The following is a 16776-nucleotide window of genomic DNA, read 5'->3' as shown; positions in this document are numbered from 1 at the left end:
GGGCCTTGGCCACGACCATATAGTCGGACGTCCTAGCAAGTCCAGGGTGCCGCTCCCTCCGGCTCCGCCCCGAAGCTCCCCGGGCGGCGACCCGCGGCCCGTACGCAGAGCCGCGCCCCGGTCAGGGGGTGGGCGGGGTGAGGCGGAGGTGGAGCATGGCCTCGAAGCGGGCCCCGGGGTCGGCGAGGTCGAGGTCCGCCACCTCGGCGAGGCGCTTGAGCCGGTAGCGGAAGGTGTTGGGGTGGATGTGGACGGCGGCGGCGGCCGCGACGACGTCGCCGAAGGTGTCCAGCCAGGCCGCGAGGGTCTCGGTGAGCGCGCTGTGGTGTTCGGCGTCGTAGGCCCGCAGGCGGGCGACGGGGTTGTCGGGGAGGTCGTCCTCGGCGTGGACCCGGTCGGCGAGTTCGAGGAGGAGCGACGCGACGTAGACGTCGGAGAGATGGGCGACGCGGTGCGGCGTGCCGCCGGCGGTGAGCACCCGCAGGGCGCGGTCGGCGTCGGCCCGTGAGCGGGGCAGCTCGCCGGGGTGGGCGGCGAGCCGGCCGAGGCCGATGACCGCCGGGACGCGGGGGGCGATCCGGGAGAGGAAGGTGTCGGCGACCCGGACGGCCGCCTCGTCGGAGCCGCTCGGCAGGACGGCGTAGGTCACACCGCCGAGCGAGGCGGTGGCGGCGCGCGGGTGGACGGCGGCCAGGTGCAGGGCGAGCGCCTCGCCGGAGCGGTGGCCGGCGGCGAGCAGGTCGGGGGCGGAGGAATCGCCGAGCACCGTCAGGGCCAGGACGCAGGCGGGCTGGGCCGTCAGCCCGAGCCGGGCGGCGGCCTGCGGTGCGGCGGCGCCGCCTTCGAGGACGGTGGCCAGCAGGTCGGCGCGGAGCCGGTGGCCGACGTCCTCGCCGGCCCGGCGGCGCAGCAGGTGGAGGGCGGCGACCTTCGCGGCCTCGGTCAGGGCGTGCTCGCCGTCGGGGCCCAGGCGGTCCTGGACGACCACCCAGATGGAGCCGAGGATCTCCCCGCCCGCCCGGACGGCGATCGCCACCCGGGGTTTGTCGGCGACGCCGTCGACGTAGAGCGGGCCCTCGCTGCGGTAGAGCGCGTGGAAGGCGCCCCGGGCCTCCAGGTCGCGGAGTTTCTCGGCGGGGACCTGGCGGTCCAGGATGGTCGCGATCCGGGCCGGGTCGCCCTCGTCCTGGCGGCTGGAGAAGGCGAGTACCTTGCCGCCGCGGTCCTCGACGGTGACCGGCCCGTCGAGGAGGGCGGCGATCGCGTTGGCGAGGGCGAACAGATCGCCGGAGAGCGGGCCGCCGACGTCCTCCCCGGCGCCCGCCAGGTCCTCGCCCGCGAACTCGTCGACGGCCAGCAGGGCCCGCAGCAGGGCGGCGACCTGGGCCCAGGAGGCGCCGGGGGTGAGGCCGAGGACGGGCACGCCGCTCCCGGCGACGGCGGCGGTGACGGTGTCGTCGACGGCGACCGGCGAGCGGACGATCACGGCGGCCGCGCCGAGGCCGGCCGCCCGCTCGACCAGGGCGGCGACGGCCGGCGCACCGGCGACACCAACGCCGAGGACGACGGCCCCGGGCAGCCGCGCGGGCTCGTCCATCGGGTCGTGGATGAGCACCCCGCCGACCGGTCGGACCGGGTCGGGGTCCCCGGCCACGACCTCGACCAGCGTCGATCCCAGGTCGGTCAGGATGCGGCCGAGGACGGCCCGCGCGGTCGGGATCATGCGGTCACAGTAGGCGGGTTCACCACCGACGACGGCTCCGGGGTGGACGGTGCCGTCGCCCGCAGTGCGTCGACCGCGATCCGGGCGGCCCGGCCGATCGCCCGGTCCGCGCCGGGGTCACGCTGCCGGGGCGTCTCGGCCCGGGTGAACACCGCCACCGCGTACCGTCCGCCGTCGGGGTGCTCGACCACCCCGGCCTCGTTGCGCCAGCCGGGCAGGGTGCCCGTCTTGCCGGCGATCCGGTAGCCGTCCTCGAAGCCCGAACTGAGCCGGTGCGGCCAGATCTGACGGCCCATCACCGCCCTGACCTCGGCGCAGGCCTCGGCCGGGCCCGCCTCGTCGCGCCAGATCTGGGCCAGGAGTTCGGCCGTGTCGCGGGCGGTGCCCCGGGTGGTGCGCTCGGGCACGCAGACCGACAGTGCCATCGTCTGCGCGGGGGTGAGGGCGGCGAGCCTGGCCTGTGCCTCCTCCTCGTCGGCGGCGCCGAGGTCGGCGAGCAGTGAGCCGATGAGGTCCGCGCAGCCGCCGATCAGGTGGGTCCGGTCGCGGCCGAGCCCGGCGAGCAGGGCGTTGACCCGGTCGAGGCCGACCCGGTGCAGGACGACGTCGGTGGCGGCGTTGTCGCTCATCGTCAGCATCAGCAGGACGAGGTCGCGCAGGCTCAGCTCGACCGGGTCGGCGCAGCCGGAGGTGCCGATGCCGCCGTCCCGCAGCGGCGGGGGCACCGGGTGCCGCTCGGTGCGTTCCAGCCGGCCGGCGGCGGCCTCGCGGGCGTAGGCCAGGGCGACCGGGATCTTGAAGACGGAGGCGAGGACGACCGGTGTGTCCTCGTCGAGTCCGAGGGCGGCGGGGCCGTCGATGTCGCGGGCGAAGACGTGGCCCCGGACGCCGGCCTCCTCGAAGACGGCCCGCAGGGCGGGTCGAGCGGTGTTCATCGGGCGGTCCATTCGTTCGACACGGTGACCTCGGCGAGCAGTTCGGGGATCGGTGAGACGCCGAGGCCCGGCCCCCGGGGGACGTCCAGGTGGCCGTCGCGGAGGACGAAGGGCTCGGTGATGTCCGTGCGGTAGTAGCGGCCGGAGGCGGAGGTGTCGCCGGGGAGGGTGAAGCCGGGCAGGGCGGCGAGCGCGACGTTGGCGGCCCGGCCGAGGCCGGTCTCCAGCATGCCGCCGCACCAGACGGGCACCCCGTGCGCGGCGCTCACGTCGTGGATCCGCCGGGCCTCCAGGTAGCCGCCGACCCGGCCGGGCTTGACGTTGACGACCGAGCAGGCGCCCAGGGCGAGGGCGTCGGCGGCCGAGCGGGCGGAGACGATCGACTCGTCCAGGCAGATGGGGGTGCGCAGCTGCCGGGCGAGCCGGGCGTGGCCGCGCACGTCCTCCTCGTCGAGCGGCTGCTCGATCAGCAGCAGGCCGAACTCGTCGAGCCGGGCGAGGTGTTGTGCGTCGGCCACGGTGTACGCGGTGTTGGCGTCGACCTGGAGCGGTATGCCGTCGCCGAAGCGTTCGCGCACGGCGCGGACGGGCTCGATGTCCCAGCCGGGCTCGATCTTCAGCTTGATCCGCAGGTAGCCCTCGGCGAGGTAGCCCTCGACGGCGTCGAGCAGGGCGGGGATGTCGTCCATGATGCCCACCGAGACCCCGGCCGGGACGCGGTCGGCGGTGGCGCCGAGCCATTCGGCGAAGGAGATCGAGCGGGCCCGCAGCCAGGCGTCCAGGACGGCCGTCTCCAGGGCGGCCTTGGCCATCCGGTGGCCCTTGAAGGCGGCGAGGGCGGGGGCGACCGTCCAGGGGTCGAGGTGCGGCTGGGCGAACAGGGCGGGCAGCAGGTGACGGCGGAGCACGTCGGCAGCGGCCTCGGTGTACTCCGAGGAGTAGACCGGGTCGGTCATCGTGACGCATTCGCCCCAGCCCTCGCCCTCGGTGGTCTCCAGCCGCAGCAGCAGGAGTTCACGGGTGGTCTGGGTGCCGAACGACGTGCGGAACGGCGACACCAGTGGCATCGCGATCCGGCGCAGTTCCACTCCGACGGGCTTCATGCTCTGTTCTCCTGACGTCGTTCGATGAGGTACCGGCCGTCCCGGGCGAAGCCGGTGACGGTGTGCCGGCCGTCGTCCATCAGGCCGCCGAGGACGTCGCGCAGGGCGCGGCGCCACTCCCCCGCGGCCTTGGGGTCGGTCTGTCTGAGCGCCTCGATGTCGGGCGGGACGCGGACCAGGACGGTGCCGTCGCGGGCGCCGCCGGGCAGCCGCCGGGCGACGGGGCGGCCGTCAGGACCGAGGTCGAGGGCGACCGCCGCGGGCGGGCGCAGCGCGGCGGGGTCGACGGTGCGCGGGTGGCCCTCGCAGGCCAGGGCGGCCCGCTCGCCGGCGAGGTCCCAGCGGACGAGCAGCCGGTCCGAGTCGGCGCCCGCGTTGACGCCGTCGCGCATCGCGCCATAGAAGTTGGCGAGGTACTCGGCGGGCACCGCGCCCAGTTTGGCGAGGTTGAAGTAGGCGTTGCGGCTGACCAGCGGGTCGTAGGTCCAGGTGACGGTGGTGATGCCGCGCTCCAGCGACCAGGCGCGCTGGTGGAGTTTGACGGCGTAGCCGACGCTGCGGCCCCGGACGTCGTCGACGACGGCGGCGATGTGCGAGTGGAGGCCGACGGCGGCGAGCATGCCGAGGCAGGTGCCGATCATCCGGCCGTTCCGGTGGACGCCGACGACGTAGCTGCCGGAGTGGGCGAAGACCAGCAGCAGTTCGGGGGTCATCATCGGGTTGCCCGGTTCGGGCCGCCAGACCCGGTGGAGCAGGTCGCAGGCCTCGCGCATGGCGTCGAGGCCGTGCAGTTCGCCGATGGTGACACCGCTGCCGAGCGCGGCCCGCTCGGCGGCCCGGCGCGCGCCGCGCAGGAGGTCGGCCGGCCCCGGGGGCCGGACGGGGTGCGGGGGCGGGTGCGGGGCGGTCATGCCGGCCGTCCGCGCAGTTCGTCGACCAGGGCCGCCAGCAGGGCGGCCCGGCGCGGGAGTTCGGCGACGATCACGTGTTCGTGGTCGGCGTGGGCGCCGCCGCCGACGGCGCCGAGCCCGTCCAGGGTCGGGGTGCCGACACCGGCGGTGATGTTGCCGTCCGAGCCGCCGCCGACGGCCGCGCCGCGCAGCGGCCCGAGGCCGAGGGCGTCGTTCAGCCGCTGGGCGCGGGCGAACAGCCCGGCCGAGGAGGCGGCGGGGAGCGGGGGCCGGTCGGGCCCGCCGGAGAGGGCGAGCGCGGCGCCCTTCAGGGTGGGGGCGAGTCCGTGCAGGGCGGTGTCGACCCGCTGCTGCTCGGCGGCGGTCCGGGCGCGGACGTCGATCCGCAGCAGCGCCGTGTCCGGCACCGTGTTGCGGGTGGTGCCTGCGGTGGCGACGGTCGGGGTGACGGTGGTGCCGGCGTCCGGATCGGCGAGGGCGGCCAGGGCGAGGACCTGGCGGGCGAGTTCGGTGGTCGCGTTGATGCCGCGCTCGGGCTCCAGCCCGGCGTGCGCGGCGCGGCCGGTGATCGCCAGGTCGTAGAGGGAGGCGCCCTTGCGCTCGGTCTTCAGGGCGCCGTCCTCGGCGGCCTCCAGGACCAGGACGGCGCGGGTGCGCCGGGCCTCGGCCTCGATGAGGGCGCGGGAGTCGGCGGAGCCGGTCTCCTCGTCACTGGTCACCAGGACGGTGACGCCGTCGAGGTCGTCGAGGGTGGCCAGGGCGTGGAAGAGCTGCACCAGTCCGGCCTTCATGTCGAAGCAGCCGGGGCCGGTGAGCCTGCCGTCGGTGACGCCGAAGGGGTGGGTGGCCAGGGAGCCGACCGGCCAGACGGTGTCGAGGTGGCCCAGCAGCAGGACGCCGTCGCCGGCGCCGAAGCGCCAGCGCAGCTGCGGGCGGCCGGCGGTCTCCAGCCGTTCCGGGGCCAGGCCGGTGAGACGGGTGCCGAGCTCGGCGACGAGGTCCGCGCAGCGGGCGACGGCGGCCCGGTCGGCGGTCGGGGACTCGGCGGTGACGAGCGTCTCGATGTCGGCGACCAGCTCGGGCAGCCGGGCCTCCAGCCGGGCGACGGCCGAGGGGTCGGCCGAGCGCCGGGAGGCGGTGTGCGGGGGTGTGGTGGTCGGCGGCATGTCAGCTCACCTTCGGGTTGGCCCGGCCGCCGTGGTGCAGATAGCGCGAGCCGTCGGCGAGGGTGTAGAAGACGACCGGGAACCAGCCGGCCGCGCCGTCGCGCTGGACGACGAAGGTGCCGGGCTCCAGCGGGCGCATCGGGTGCTCCTGCTCCGGCTGCTTGACCAGGTCGGCCAGTTCGCCGGTGAAGCGGCTGACCATGATCAGCTCGCCGCCCCGTTCGAGGATCTCGATCTGCGAGGAGGCGCGCTCGTAGACGCCGGTGATGGCGGCCGGGTCCGTCGCCACCGGGCCCTCGGCGGGCCGGATCGGGCCGGGCATGGTCACGTCGGCGAGTTCGGCGGTGATCTCCCGGAACAGGTCCTCGTACAGGTCCCTGGTGCTGCCGCCGTTGGTGAGCAGGCAGATCGCGAGCCGCTCGCCGGGCAGGACGCGCAGGAAGGCGCTCTGGCCGATGGTGCCGCCGTCGTGCGCGTACACCGGGCGCCCGTCCCACTCGGCGAGGATCCAGCCGAGGCCCCAGGCGTGGCCGAACAGGTGCCGGTCGGGCAGTTCGACCTGCGGGGTCTGCATGGCGCGGACGGACTCGGCGCTCAGCAGCCGGGTGCCGTCCTCGGTGACGCCCTCGGCGAGGTGGAGGCGGGCGAAGGCCAGCACATCGCTCGCGGTGGCGCAGATCAGGCCGGCCGGGCCGGCGGAGCGCATCAGCGACCAGTGCGCGGCGACCTTGAGCGGGTCGCCGAGGTGTCCGGCGGCGGCGCGGTGGCGCAGCACCTCCTCGGGCAGGGTCGCGGTGTGGGTCAGGCCGAGCGGGCGGAAGAGGCGGGCGCGCATCAGCTCGTCCCACTGGACGCCGGTGACCCGCTCCAGGACGCGGCCGAGCAGCGAGAACCCGGCGTTGCAGTAGGACATGGTCGCGCCGAGCGGGTGGTTGACGGAGACGTCGGCGAGCAGTTCGGTGTACTTCTCCAGGCAGTCGTCGCCCCGGCCGGTGTCGGCGAAGAAGTCGCCGTCGATGCCGCTGGTGTGGGTGACCAGGTGGCGCAGGGTCACGTTCTGGGTCAGGTGTTCGTCGGCGAGCCGGAGTTCGGGCAGGACCTTGACGATCGGGCTGTCCAGGTTGAGCACGCCCTCCTCGACCAGGGCCATCGCGACCGTGGTCGTCCACACCTTGGAGATCGAGCCGATCTGCCAGAGGGTGTCGGTGGTCGCCTCGATCCGGGCGTCGGCGTTGGCGAAGCCGGTGGCGGCCTCGATCTGCCGGCCGTGGTGCCAGATGGCCAGGCTCGCGCCGGGCACCGAGTGGCGGGCGGCCAGTTCGGCGAGGCGGCCGGCCCAGTGGGCGGTGTCGAGCGAGCGGTTCTGGGGTGCGGTCATGGTGCGGCTCCTGTTCGCGGTGGGATCGGGAGGTGGTGCGTGGTGGGGCGAGTGGTGCGGTCAGCGGGCGGTGTGCTCGGTGACCCAGTCGACGAGGCGGCGGCTGTAGTCGACGCGGTGCGAGGGGCGTCCGGCGAGGATGAACAGGTGCGAGCCCCCGGGGTAGCGGACCATCCGGACCGGGACGCCCCTGGTCCGCAGCGCGTGGAACCACTGCTCGGCCTGGCCGGCGGGGCAGGTGTCGTCGGCGGCGCCGTGCAGGATCAGCGTGGGCGCCCGGACGCCGTCGACGTGGGTGAGCGGGGAGAGTTCCCGCTGCCGGGCGGCGTCGGCGATTTCGGCATGACCGATCTCGTGGCCCTCGTCGGAGGTGGCGGCCAGGGCGGGCAGGTCGGCGATCAGGCCGCCGGGGACGACGGCGGCGAAGACGTCGCTGCGGGCGGAGAGCCAGCAGCTGAGGTAGCCGCCGTAGCTGTAGCCGGTGAGCGCGATCCGCCCGGGGTCGGCGAGGCCCTCGGCGACGAGGGCGGCGACGGGTTGCAGCACGTCCTGCTCGTCGCTCTCGCCCCAGGCGTCGAGGGCGGCGGTGAAGAAGTCCTCGCCGTAGCCGTCGCTGCCACGGATGTTGAGGGTGAGGACGGTCCAGCCCCGGCTGACGAGTTCCTGGTGGTAGAGGTGGACGGGGGTGGCGTGCGGGGCCCAGGCGTTGTGCGGGCCGCCGTGGAGGTCGACGAGCAGCGGGCCGGGGGCGGGGGCCTGCGGGTCGCGGGTGATCAGGCCGTGCACCCGGGTGCCGTCCGCGATGGTGAACTCCCGTTCGGTGACGGGGTGCAGGGTCACCTCGGGGAGGGCCTGGGCCATGTGCGCGGTGAGCCGGGTGAGTTCGCCGGTGGCGAGGTCGAGCAGGTCGATCTCGCCGAAGGAGGAGCGGTCGGCGACGGCGAGCGCGGCCCTGCCGCCCGCTCCGGCCCGGGCGGCGACGGAGCAGCCGGACACACCGCTGCCGGGCGGCAGCGGAAGTTCGACGATCTCACCGAAGCCGAAGCCGAAGCCGTCGCCGGGGCCGGAGCCGTCGCCGGGGCCCAGCCCGTACAGCCGGGTGGCGCCCCGGTCGCGGGCGCAGAAGACGATCTGCCCGCCCTTCTCGCCGTGGAACTGCGGCAGGGCGCCCGGGTAGCCGGGCCCTCCGGGCATCACGTTCCGGTCCAGGGCGGTGGTGAGCGCGGTGGGCGCCGAGCCGTCGAGCGGCTGGCGCAGCAGCGCGTCATGACCGGTGGCGAGGGTGGTGCGGCCGGCCAGCAGCAGCGCGTCGCCCGCCGGGTACCAGTCGACGGTCCGGATCAGGCCGCCGGCCGGTCCGACCGGCCGCGGGACGGCGTCCTCCTCTTCTGCCCCGACGAGGAAGGCCCCGACGGCTCCGGTGAGATCGGCGTCCGGGCCGACCGCCGCCGGGAAGGCCAGCCGGGTGCCGTCGGGCGACCAGGCGGGCAGACCGGTGATCCGGACGTCGCCACCGGTCACCCGGGTGGTGCGGCCCGAGTCCACCTCCACCACGAACAGATGGGTGCGCTGCGGGCCCAGCAGGCCCTCGCCGTCGGCCTTGCCGAGGCGGTCGACGACCAGCGGTTCCGCCGGGCCCGGGCGGCCGACGACGGCGGCGAAGGCGATCCGGCCGCCGTCCGGGCTCCAGACCGGGAGGCCGGCGCCGTGCTCGCGGTAGGTGAGCGGCCGGGCCTCGCCGCCGCCGGCGGGGAGCAGGTGGAGCTGTCCGGCGCGCAGGAACGCCAGGGCGGTGCCGTCCGGCGACCACTGCGGCGCGCTGTCGGCGGGCCCGTGGGTGAGCCGCCGGGGGGCGGCCGGTCCGCCGGTGGCGGGGACGAGCCAGAGCGAGCTCACCGGGCGGTCGTGCTCGGCGTCCTGGGTGGTCAGGGTGTAGGCGACCTGCCCGCCGTCGGGGGCGAGGGCCGGCTGGCCCGGGACTGCGAACCGGTACAGGTCCTCGACGATCAGTGGCCTGGTCGTGGTCACGGGGTCCTACCTTCTTGATCGGGTCGAGCGAGCCGTTCGTGGGGTTTGGCTCACCCGGGGGTGTCGGGTGTGGCTTTCACGGGGTTGCCGTCGGTGGCTCAGGAGGCTTGGCCGCAGTGGTGACTTGTTCGCGGGGTCGGCGATGTGGTGGTACTCGGCGGCGACGTCCGAGGCGGTGAGCGGGGAGCCGTCCTCACAGGTGACGCCCTCGCGGAGGGTGAACCGCGCGGTGCCGCCCTCGACCGACCAGGTCTCGGCCACCCCGGGCGCCATCGAGCCGTCCGCGGCGCTGTGCACCAGGGGGTCGTAGGCGAACCTGTTGATCATGAGCGCGGTGCCGGCCAGGGTCGTCAACGGGCTGAGACTGCCCGGGTCGGACGCGATCGCGACGACGACCGTCGAGGCCCCGCCGGCGGACGCGCCGCCGCCGCAGGCCGTCGACGACACGGCCACCGCCGCGGCCACGGCGGAGGTACAGGCTGCCCGCCGCCGCCCGGTGGCCCTCCTTCGTGAGGTCATGCTGTCTCTCCTTGCTGGCCGTCCACCGGCCGGTCGAGGGCCGGGCGGTGGGTGGGGGGTGGCCGGGCGGTGGGGACGGACGCGCGGGACGGCCCGGCTCAGGTGCCGTCCGGCGGGTGGGGGGGGGGCGAGTGGACGAGTTGATGAACAGTAGGCAGCGGCCGCCGGGCCGGTGATGGTCGCGGGGAACGAAAAACCCGGCGGCACATGGTGCCCCCGTCCGAAGACGGACCCACCGGGCGAAGGCCGGGCCACCCGGCACCCCGACCGGGCAGCGCGGCGGGCACCGGGACCAGCGCGGTCGGCAGGAGGCGGACGGCGTGCGGGAGTTCGGAGAAGATCTTGTCCGATCGCTTCGCGTCCCCGAGGATGCCGATGGCCGGGGAACCTGTTCCCGCACGAAGAACGCGCGAGAAGAGGCAGGGATGACGTCGGCAGGCCATGAAGCGGCTGCGGGAGGAGCGTTCACCCTCGGGTTCGGGATCCTGGCCACGGTCCTGGGCGGCCTGCTCGTCATGGACTTCCGCGGTTTCGCCCGGTGGTTCCTGCGCGGCACCGAGGCATCGAGCGCGGGCCCGCGGCGCCTCCCGCCGTGGCGACGGCGGCCCGAACGCCCGGAGCGAGCGGGCATGCTGCCGCTGGGCCGCGTGGTCGGGGGGATCTTCGCCGCCGCCGGCCTCGTGATGCTGGTGCTCGGGATCGTCCTGCTCTCCGGTGGCGAGGCCGGCGCCCCGTTCACCCGGGACGACCGGTTCAGCGGCCCCGTGGCGTTCGTCTACCCGGTGATGGCGGCGGTCTGGTTGCGCCAGTTCTGGCGCCCCGGCGGCCTCCTCGCCACCACCTGGAACACGGCGGGCCCCGGCCGGCACATCCTCCCGGTCCTCAGACCGCGGCCGCCACCGGCACCGCCGCCGCCTGCTGGCTACGTCCTGCTCGGTTCCATGGCGCTCACGGCCCTGGGGCTGAGCACGGTGGCCATGATGTTCTCGCGGACGCGCCGCGACGACGGCCAGGACCCGGCGGTCGACGGGCCGCCGACGGCCAGTTCGAACAGCGCCCGGTAGGACGCCCGGCGCTCGGTCGGCCGACCGTCGACGCGGCGGGTCGACCGCCCGGCCGCACCGACGGGCGCGTTCGCCGGCCCGGTGGTCCACCCGTCACCCGGGTCCGGCGGCGGCCGGGCGGCCGTGCCCGCGAACGCCCGGCCGCCGCCTCATCGGATCCGGGCCGACGGACCCCGGCCGCGGACGGCTCGCGGGGCGATCGCCTCGGCGGGCGGCGATCCGGGCCCGCCACCGCCCGACGCGCCGCCGACCACCGCGCCGGCCGACGCGGTCGCGCCGCGCGGACGCGGGCGCGGTCGCGTCGCGACGCTCGCCCGCAGGGTCAGCACGATCTCTCCGTCGAATCCCTCGGTGAGCGCGCGGGCCAGTTCGGCGGCCCCGTCGGGCCCGGCACCGAGGGCGACGGCGGGCAGCCGGTCGGGGGCGCTGAGGTCCTGCGCCTGGGCGCCCCAGCGGGCCGCGTCGCCCCGCTCCCCCTCGGCGGCGTAGTGGACGGCGAGGCAGTGGACGGCCAGCGGGTCGCCGAACTGCGCGGCGATCCGCCACCAGAAGACGGCGTCGGCCGGACGGCCCATGCCGTAGAGCAGGCAGCCCAGGGTGCGGAACGCCGCCTTGTCGGCCAGCTCCAGGTCGAGGGCGAGTTCGCCGACGTCCGCCGCCCCCGCGACGCCGCCGCACAAGTGGCGCAGATCGCGCCGGAGTTCGGCCCGCCCGCCGACGGTCAGCGCCCCGGCGGCCAGGCTCTCGGCGCGCTGGCGTGGCAGGTGTCCGTCCCGGGCCGCCGGGAGCGCCTGCCGCCGGGCGGCCGCCGGGGGGCGTTCGGTGCGGCCGGTGGTCCGCGCGGCGGCCGGGCGCGCGCCGGTGGTGAGGAGCTCGGCCAGCCGCCGGGTGAAGGACACCGGGTCGTGGTTGCCGAAGTCCCGTTCGAGTCCGTCGGCGTCGGCGCGGAGCAGCTCCGTCAGGTTCATCCCGGCCGCCTCTCCCCGCCGTCGCGGGCGCCCTCGCCGGAACCCTCGCCGGCGCCCTCGTGGTCGAGCAGGTACTCGAGGTGGCGGCGGCCGAGGCTGTAGTAGGTCCGGGCGGTGGTGTGCGCGATGCCGACCGCCCGGCCGATGTCCGGGTAGGAGAGGCCGGCCTGGCGCAGCCGGACCACGTCCGCCTGGACCGGCGCGGCCCGGGCGAGTTCCTCCATCGCCCAGTCCAGGGCGTCGAGTTCGGCGAGCTCGTCCAGTTCGTCCTGGCTGGTGTCGGGCCGCCGCTGGGCGAGCACCCGCAGGCGCTTGCGCTCGGAGCGGCGGCGTTCCCGCAGGACGTCCACCACCGCGTCCTTGACGACCTTGAACGCGAACGCCTTCAGGTCGGCACTGGCCAGCGCCCGCCGCCAGTTCTTGTACAGCACGGCTCCGGCGTTCTGGACGGCGTCCTGCGCGTCCTCGCGGTGCCGCAGGCGCTGCTGCGCGTAGCGGAGGTAGCCGGGGTTCTCCTGGGTGAAGAAGGCCGCGAAGTCGACCGGCAGCCCGTCGAGCGGATCCGCCCGCAGGCGATGCTCCTCGCCCGGCCCGGGGGTGTTCACCACACGCCTCCCCCCTTCCGTGGGTCAGCTGGCCGGCCCACCGGGTGGCGGGCCGACGGCCCTTTGGGGGCTTGTGCTGTAACCGTCCGGTGGCCGGGGGTTGTTAGCCCGATCCCGCCGACAATTGGCGATCGCTTCTGTTCGTTTTCGCACACCCCTGCTGACCTGGCGCTTCACGGGAGCGCACGCCCCGCCACCGCCAAAAGGGTGACGCAGATCACAGCCAAGCCCGGCCGGCAACCCGGCCCAGGACACCCCGACCCCAACCCCGGCCTCGGGCCTCAGGCTTCGGCGGCCTCCAGCACGGCCGAGTCCAGCGCGCCCGTCACCCGGTCCAGCAGGGCCCGCAGGGCGGCGAGGTCCTCGACCGGCAGGCCGGTGGCGGCGAGCAGCCGGCGGGGCACCTGCCCGGCGCGCTCGCGCAGCGCCGAGCCGGCCCCGGTGAGGCCGACGGTGACGGAGCGCTCGTCCTCGGGGCTCCGCTCGCGGCGCACCAGGCCGGCCGCCTCCAGCCGCTTGAGCAGCGGCGAGAGGGTGCCGGAGTCCAGTCGCAGGTATCCGCCGATCCGCTTCACCGGCAGCTCGCCGTGCTCCCAGAGCACCAGCATGACCAGGTACTGCGGGTAGGTGAGGCCGAGGTCCTTGAGCAGCACCCGGTAGACGCCGCCGAAGGCGCGCGAGGCGGCGTTCAGCGAGAAGCAGATCTGCTGGTCCAGGCGGAGCAGTTCCTCGTCCGGGAGCTCGGGGAGCGTGGTCATGCCCCCATGGTACCGATCACGCACGCCATTCAGTTGTGCGCAATTGAATTGCGTGCTTCACTTGTGAGCGAAGGGCGGCCCGGGCGGCCGCCGAGACGGAAGGGAACCGACCAATGGACGCGCTCTACACCGCGGTGGCCACGGCGAACGGCCGGGAGGGCCGGGCGGTCAGCTCCGACGGACAGCTGGACCTCGCACTGGCCACGCCGCCCGCCCTCGGCGGCAACGGACAGGGCACCAACCCCGAGCAGCTCTTCGCGGCCGGCTACGCGGCCTGCTTCGCCTCCGCCCTCGGCCTGGTCGGCCGCCAGGCCCGCGTCGACACCAGCGAGGTCTCGGTGACGGCCGAGGTCTCCATCGGCAAGGACGGCGCGGGCTTCGGTCTCGCGGTCGTGCTGCGCGTCGAGCTGCCCGACACGCTCGCGGGCGAGAGCGGCGAGCTGCTGGTCAGGCAGGCGCACGAGGTCTGCCCGTACTCCCGGGCCACCCGGGGGAACATCCCGGTGGAGCTGGTCGTCGAGTAACCCGGCCCCACCCGGACGAGCAGGGCCCGCCGCGCGCACGCGCGGCGGGCCCGCCGCCCGCCCGCCACCGATGAACCCGCCCGTACCCGACCAGGGCACCGGCGGGCGTCAACCCGCGACATCCGCAACGCTCTCCAGCAAGAACGTGCACGACTGACGCATTCCACATTCGCACACAGAATCGCCGAACTGAACATTCGTACGAGAAGAAACGATTCCGTAAAAGCTTGGTGCAGGTCAAATTCGTTATTCTGCCACGACCTTTCACAAATCCCCTTTACGCTTCGCTGACAGGGCGGTTCTCCGCCATCTCTATGTACTCCCTCACACGGTTGGGCAGCCGCCCCTTCTGAAGGATGAGAGCAGGAGATGACAGCTACGAACGAACAATCGGACGACGCCGCGCGCGAACCGGGTCGGCGAAGGTCGGGTTCCATCGGCCGCCGCGCGGTCGGCGGCGTCGCGGCTCTCACCGTGGGGATCGGCAGCCTCTCGTTGGCGGCGGCCCCAGCGGCGTACCCGCAGGCGGGCGACGGATCGGTGACGGTCCGGGTCATCCGGGCCGTGGACGCGAGCGGCGTGTGGACGCCCGCGCTGGAACCGGGCATCGCGGGCGTCCGGGTGACCCTCACCGACGACGCCGGGGTCAGCATCGAGGGAGCGACCGCGGCCGACGGCACGGTGACGCTGGCCCCGGCCACGAGCACGGCGACCGGCGGCAAGTACCGGGTGCAGGTGAGGAATCCGAAACCGGGCGTGCTCTTCCCGGCCTTCGCCTCACGCCAGGGGCTGGACGGCGCGCCCAACCAGCTGAGCAGCAACGAGGAGTTCGTCGACCTCTCCGGCGGCAAGAACGTGGCGTACACCACCGGGCTGTGGAGCCCCGGTGACTACTGCCAGAAGAACGCCCCGCTGGTGACGACCTGCCAGCCCGCCACTCGCGAGGGCGGGTCGCAGCGCACGCTGGTGTCCTTCCCGTACAGCGCGCGCGGCCAGGACGGCGTCGACGTCAACGTCACGAACATCGCCACCGACGCGGAGACCGGCACGCTGTTCGGCATCGCGTGGAACAAGGCCGACAAGCGGGTGTTCTCCTCGGCGCTGGCCAAGCGGTCCACGGACTACGGCCCGGGCGGCGCGGGGGCGATCTACGTCACCGACCTCGCCCAGAACAGGACCACGCTGTTCGCCACCGTCCCGGACGCCGGGACGACCGCCCACGGCGGCGGCACCGACGACGCTTTCCTCGCCGTACCCGGCAAGGAGAGCCTCGGCGGCATCAAGGTCACCGACGACGGCGCGGACCTGTTCGTCGTCAACCTCAACGACCGCCGGCTCTACCGCTACGACGCCACCGTGCCCACCGCGGCGGCGCCGAAGGCCGTCTACCCGATCCCGGCCCCGGGCTGCCCGGCGGCCGGGGACTGGCGTCCCTTCGGTCTCGGCCTCCAGGACGGCGTCGGCTACCTCGGCGGGGTGTGCTCCGGCGAGTCCACCGGGAGGGCCTCGGACCTGCGCGCGGTGGTCCTGCCCTTCGACCCGCACACCGGCGCGTTCCACAAGCCGGTGCTGGACCAGCCGCTGGACTACCCGCGCCAGTCCACCGTCGGCTCGGGCCCGTGCGACGGCGCCGGCTGGTTCCCCTGGACCAACACCTTCCCGACCTCCCAGAACGGCCAGGCCTGCCAGGCCAATCTGGCCCAGCCCGAGCCGGAGTTGGGCGAGATCGGCTTCGAGACCGACGGCTCGATGCTGCTGGACTTCCGCGACCGCTTCGCCGACCGTTCTCCGGCCTCCCCCACGCCCCAATCGGTCGCCGCCGTCCTGTCGGGCGGCGACCTGGACAAGGCGTGCCCGGCGGACGGGATGTACGTGATGGACACCAACAACGGCTGCGGACTCTCCCCCCGGGGCACCCGGTTCTTCGACAACAGCCGGATGACCTTCCACCACAACGCGGCCTACGCGGGCATGGCGCTCTCCAAGGTCGAGAACACCATCGCGACCTCCAGCTTCGACCCCAACAGCACCGCCTTCGGGTACGGCACCGCCTTCGTCCAGCGCGACGGCCGGCAGGACCCGAGGTACGGCCTGCGCCTCAACCCGGCAGGGGGCATCGCCCCGTTCGGCAAGGGCGCCTCGATGGGCGACCTGGAGGTGCTCTGCGACCAGGCCCCGCTGCAGATCGGCAACCGGGTCTGGTACGACCCCGAGCGCAAGGGCATCCAGAAGCCGGGCCAGAACCCGGTCGCGGGCGTGACCGTCAACCTGTACGACGCGTCGGAGAAGCTGGTCGGAACGGCGAAGACGACGGCCCGTGGTGAGTACTACTTCGACGACTCCAACGTCACCGGCGGCCTCAAGCCGAGGACCGGGTACACCATCCGCCTGGACAACCCGGCCGACTACGCCGAGGGCGGTCCGCTCCACCAGTGGGTACCCACCGTCCCGGATGTCGGCGACAACCCCTTCATCAACTCCAAGGGCATCGTCCCGCCCGGCGGGACGTTCCCGGAGCGGGCGCTGACCACCGGCGGGCCGGGAGAGAACAACCACACCTACGACTTCGGCTTCCGTCACTGCAAACAGCACAAGGGCGTGCTGAGCCTGATCAAGCAGGACCCGGACGGCAGGCCGCTGGCCGGGGCGAAGTTCCAGCTGTGGAAGACGTGGCAGGGGACGAAAGGCTCCGGTGGCACGCAGACCAGGACGAAGTGGGCGGACACGAAGGTCGGCGACCTCTGCACGACCGGGACCGACGGCATCTGCCGGGGCACCGGCGGGCCGGGGACGTACTACTGGGAGGAGGTCTGCCCGCCCCCGGGATACGCCGCACCGGACGAGAGGGCGTTCGGGCCGCTGGTGCTGACCCCCGACAACCTGGACACCGGGGTCTCGGTGACGGCGGTCAACCGGCCGCTGCCGCCCCCCTCCCAGCACTGGTAGCCCCCGAGCGGGGCAGCCGGCACCGGTGACCCTCCGGGCCGGGGGGGGGGGGGGGGGGGGGGGGGGGGGGGGGGGGGGGGCCCGCGCCCCCCCCCCCCCGGGGCGGGGGGGGGGGGGGGGGGGGGGGGGGGGGGGCGGGGGGGGGGGG

The 16776-nt window shown here is 74.8% G+C and carries 14 protein-coding genes; 3 read left to right on the top strand and 11 right to left on the bottom strand.

Annotation, left to right across the window (positions count from 1 at the left end; genetic code table 11):
• Positions 1–121: 121 nt before the first annotated feature.
• From ACIP82_RS20710 to ACIP82_RS20675, 8 genes are read right to left on the bottom strand one after another with little or no spacing between them, the layout of a single operon-like run.
• Positions 122–1723 carry a PucR family transcriptional regulator gene (locus ACIP82_RS20710; protein ID WP_400655007.1) on the bottom strand — a complete coding sequence of 534 codons (1602 nt, stop codon included), beginning with the start codon at positions 1721–1723 and terminating at the stop codon, positions 122–124.
• Positions 1720–2658, bottom strand: coding sequence for a serine hydrolase (locus tag ACIP82_RS20705; RefSeq protein WP_400655005.1), 939 nt, complete (start codon positions 2656–2658; stop codon positions 1720–1722). The genes ACIP82_RS20710 and ACIP82_RS20705 overlap by 4 nt, the downstream gene beginning before the upstream one ends.
• Positions 2655–3761: an o-succinylbenzoate synthase gene (menC, locus tag ACIP82_RS20700; RefSeq protein ID WP_400655003.1), complete on the bottom strand. Its 1107-nt coding sequence runs from the start codon at positions 3759–3761 to the stop codon at positions 2655–2657. Before menC ends, ACIP82_RS20705 begins: the two co-directional genes overlap by 4 nt.
• The gene (locus ACIP82_RS20695) at positions 3758–4672 is read right to left on the bottom strand and encodes a GNAT family N-acetyltransferase (RefSeq protein WP_400655000.1); all 915 of its coding nucleotides are present in this window, start codon (positions 4670–4672) and stop codon (positions 3758–3760) included. The genes menC and ACIP82_RS20695 overlap by 4 nt, the downstream gene beginning before the upstream one ends.
• The gene (locus ACIP82_RS20690) at positions 4669–5838 is read right to left on the bottom strand and encodes a M20/M25/M40 family metallo-hydrolase (RefSeq protein ID WP_400654998.1); all 1170 of its coding nucleotides are present in this window, start codon (positions 5836–5838) and stop codon (positions 4669–4671) included. Before ACIP82_RS20690 ends, ACIP82_RS20695 begins: the two co-directional genes overlap by 4 nt.
• 1 nt (position 5839) lies before the next feature.
• A complete protein-coding gene (locus ACIP82_RS20685; protein WP_400654996.1) occupies positions 5840–7216 on the bottom strand; it encodes a serine hydrolase domain-containing protein in 1377 nt (458 codons plus the stop codon).
• 60 nt (positions 7217–7276) lie between these two features.
• A complete protein-coding gene (locus tag ACIP82_RS20680; protein ID WP_400654994.1) occupies positions 7277–9244 on the bottom strand; it encodes a S9 family peptidase in 1968 nt (655 codons plus the stop codon).
• Between the two features lie 6 nt (positions 9245–9250).
• Entirely contained in the window at positions 9251–9763 is a 513-nt protein-coding gene (locus tag ACIP82_RS20675) for an ABC transporter substrate-binding protein (RefSeq protein ID WP_400654992.1), read from the bottom strand.
• 425 nt (positions 9764–10188) lie between these two features.
• On the opposite strand from ACIP82_RS20675, the gene ACIP82_RS20670 reads away from it, so the two are divergent.
• Positions 10189–10827 carry a hypothetical protein gene (locus tag ACIP82_RS20670; RefSeq protein WP_400654990.1) on the top strand — a complete coding sequence of 213 codons (639 nt, stop codon included), beginning with the start codon at positions 10189–10191 and terminating at the stop codon, positions 10825–10827.
• A 149-nt stretch (positions 10828–10976) separates the two neighbouring features.
• On the opposite strand, the gene ACIP82_RS20665 is transcribed toward ACIP82_RS20670, so the two are convergent.
• The 3 genes from ACIP82_RS20665 to ACIP82_RS20655 all read right to left on the bottom strand — a co-directional run bounded on the left by ACIP82_RS20665 (position 10977) and on the right by ACIP82_RS20655 (position 13158).
• The gene (locus tag ACIP82_RS20665; RefSeq protein WP_400654988.1) at positions 10977–11795 is read right to left on the bottom strand and encodes a hypothetical protein; all 819 of its coding nucleotides are present in this window, start codon (positions 11793–11795) and stop codon (positions 10977–10979) included.
• On the bottom strand, positions 11792–12403 hold the full coding sequence (locus ACIP82_RS20660; protein ID WP_400654986.1) for an RNA polymerase sigma factor: 612 nt from the start codon (positions 12401–12403) through the stop codon (positions 11792–11794). The genes ACIP82_RS20665 and ACIP82_RS20660 overlap by 4 nt, the downstream gene beginning before the upstream one ends.
• A 278-nt stretch (positions 12404–12681) precedes the next feature.
• Entirely contained in the window at positions 12682–13158 is a 477-nt protein-coding gene (locus ACIP82_RS20655) for a MarR family transcriptional regulator (protein ID WP_363610299.1), read from the bottom strand.
• 113 nt (positions 13159–13271) lie between these two features.
• On the opposite strand from ACIP82_RS20655, the gene ACIP82_RS20650 reads away from it, so the two are divergent.
• Both ACIP82_RS20650 and ACIP82_RS20645 read left to right on the top strand, forming a co-directional pair.
• Positions 13272–13682, top strand: a complete 411-nt coding sequence (locus tag ACIP82_RS20650) for an organic hydroperoxide resistance protein (protein WP_400654983.1) — start codon at positions 13272–13274, stop codon at positions 13680–13682.
• Between the two features lie 369 nt (positions 13683–14051).
• Positions 14052–16628: an SdrD B-like domain-containing protein gene (locus ACIP82_RS20645; RefSeq protein ID WP_400654980.1), complete on the top strand. Its 2577-nt coding sequence runs from the start codon at positions 14052–14054 to the stop codon at positions 16626–16628.
• The last annotated feature ends 148 nt before the right edge of the window (positions 16629–16776 follow it).

Origin of the sequence: Kitasatospora sp. NPDC088548 (genome assembly GCF_044753005.1) — a bacterium.
Lineage (GTDB): Bacteria > Actinomycetota > Actinomycetes > Streptomycetales > Streptomycetaceae > Kitasatospora.
Note: the sequence above shows the minus strand (reverse complement) of the source record. Positions and strands in the feature narration are given on the sequence as shown.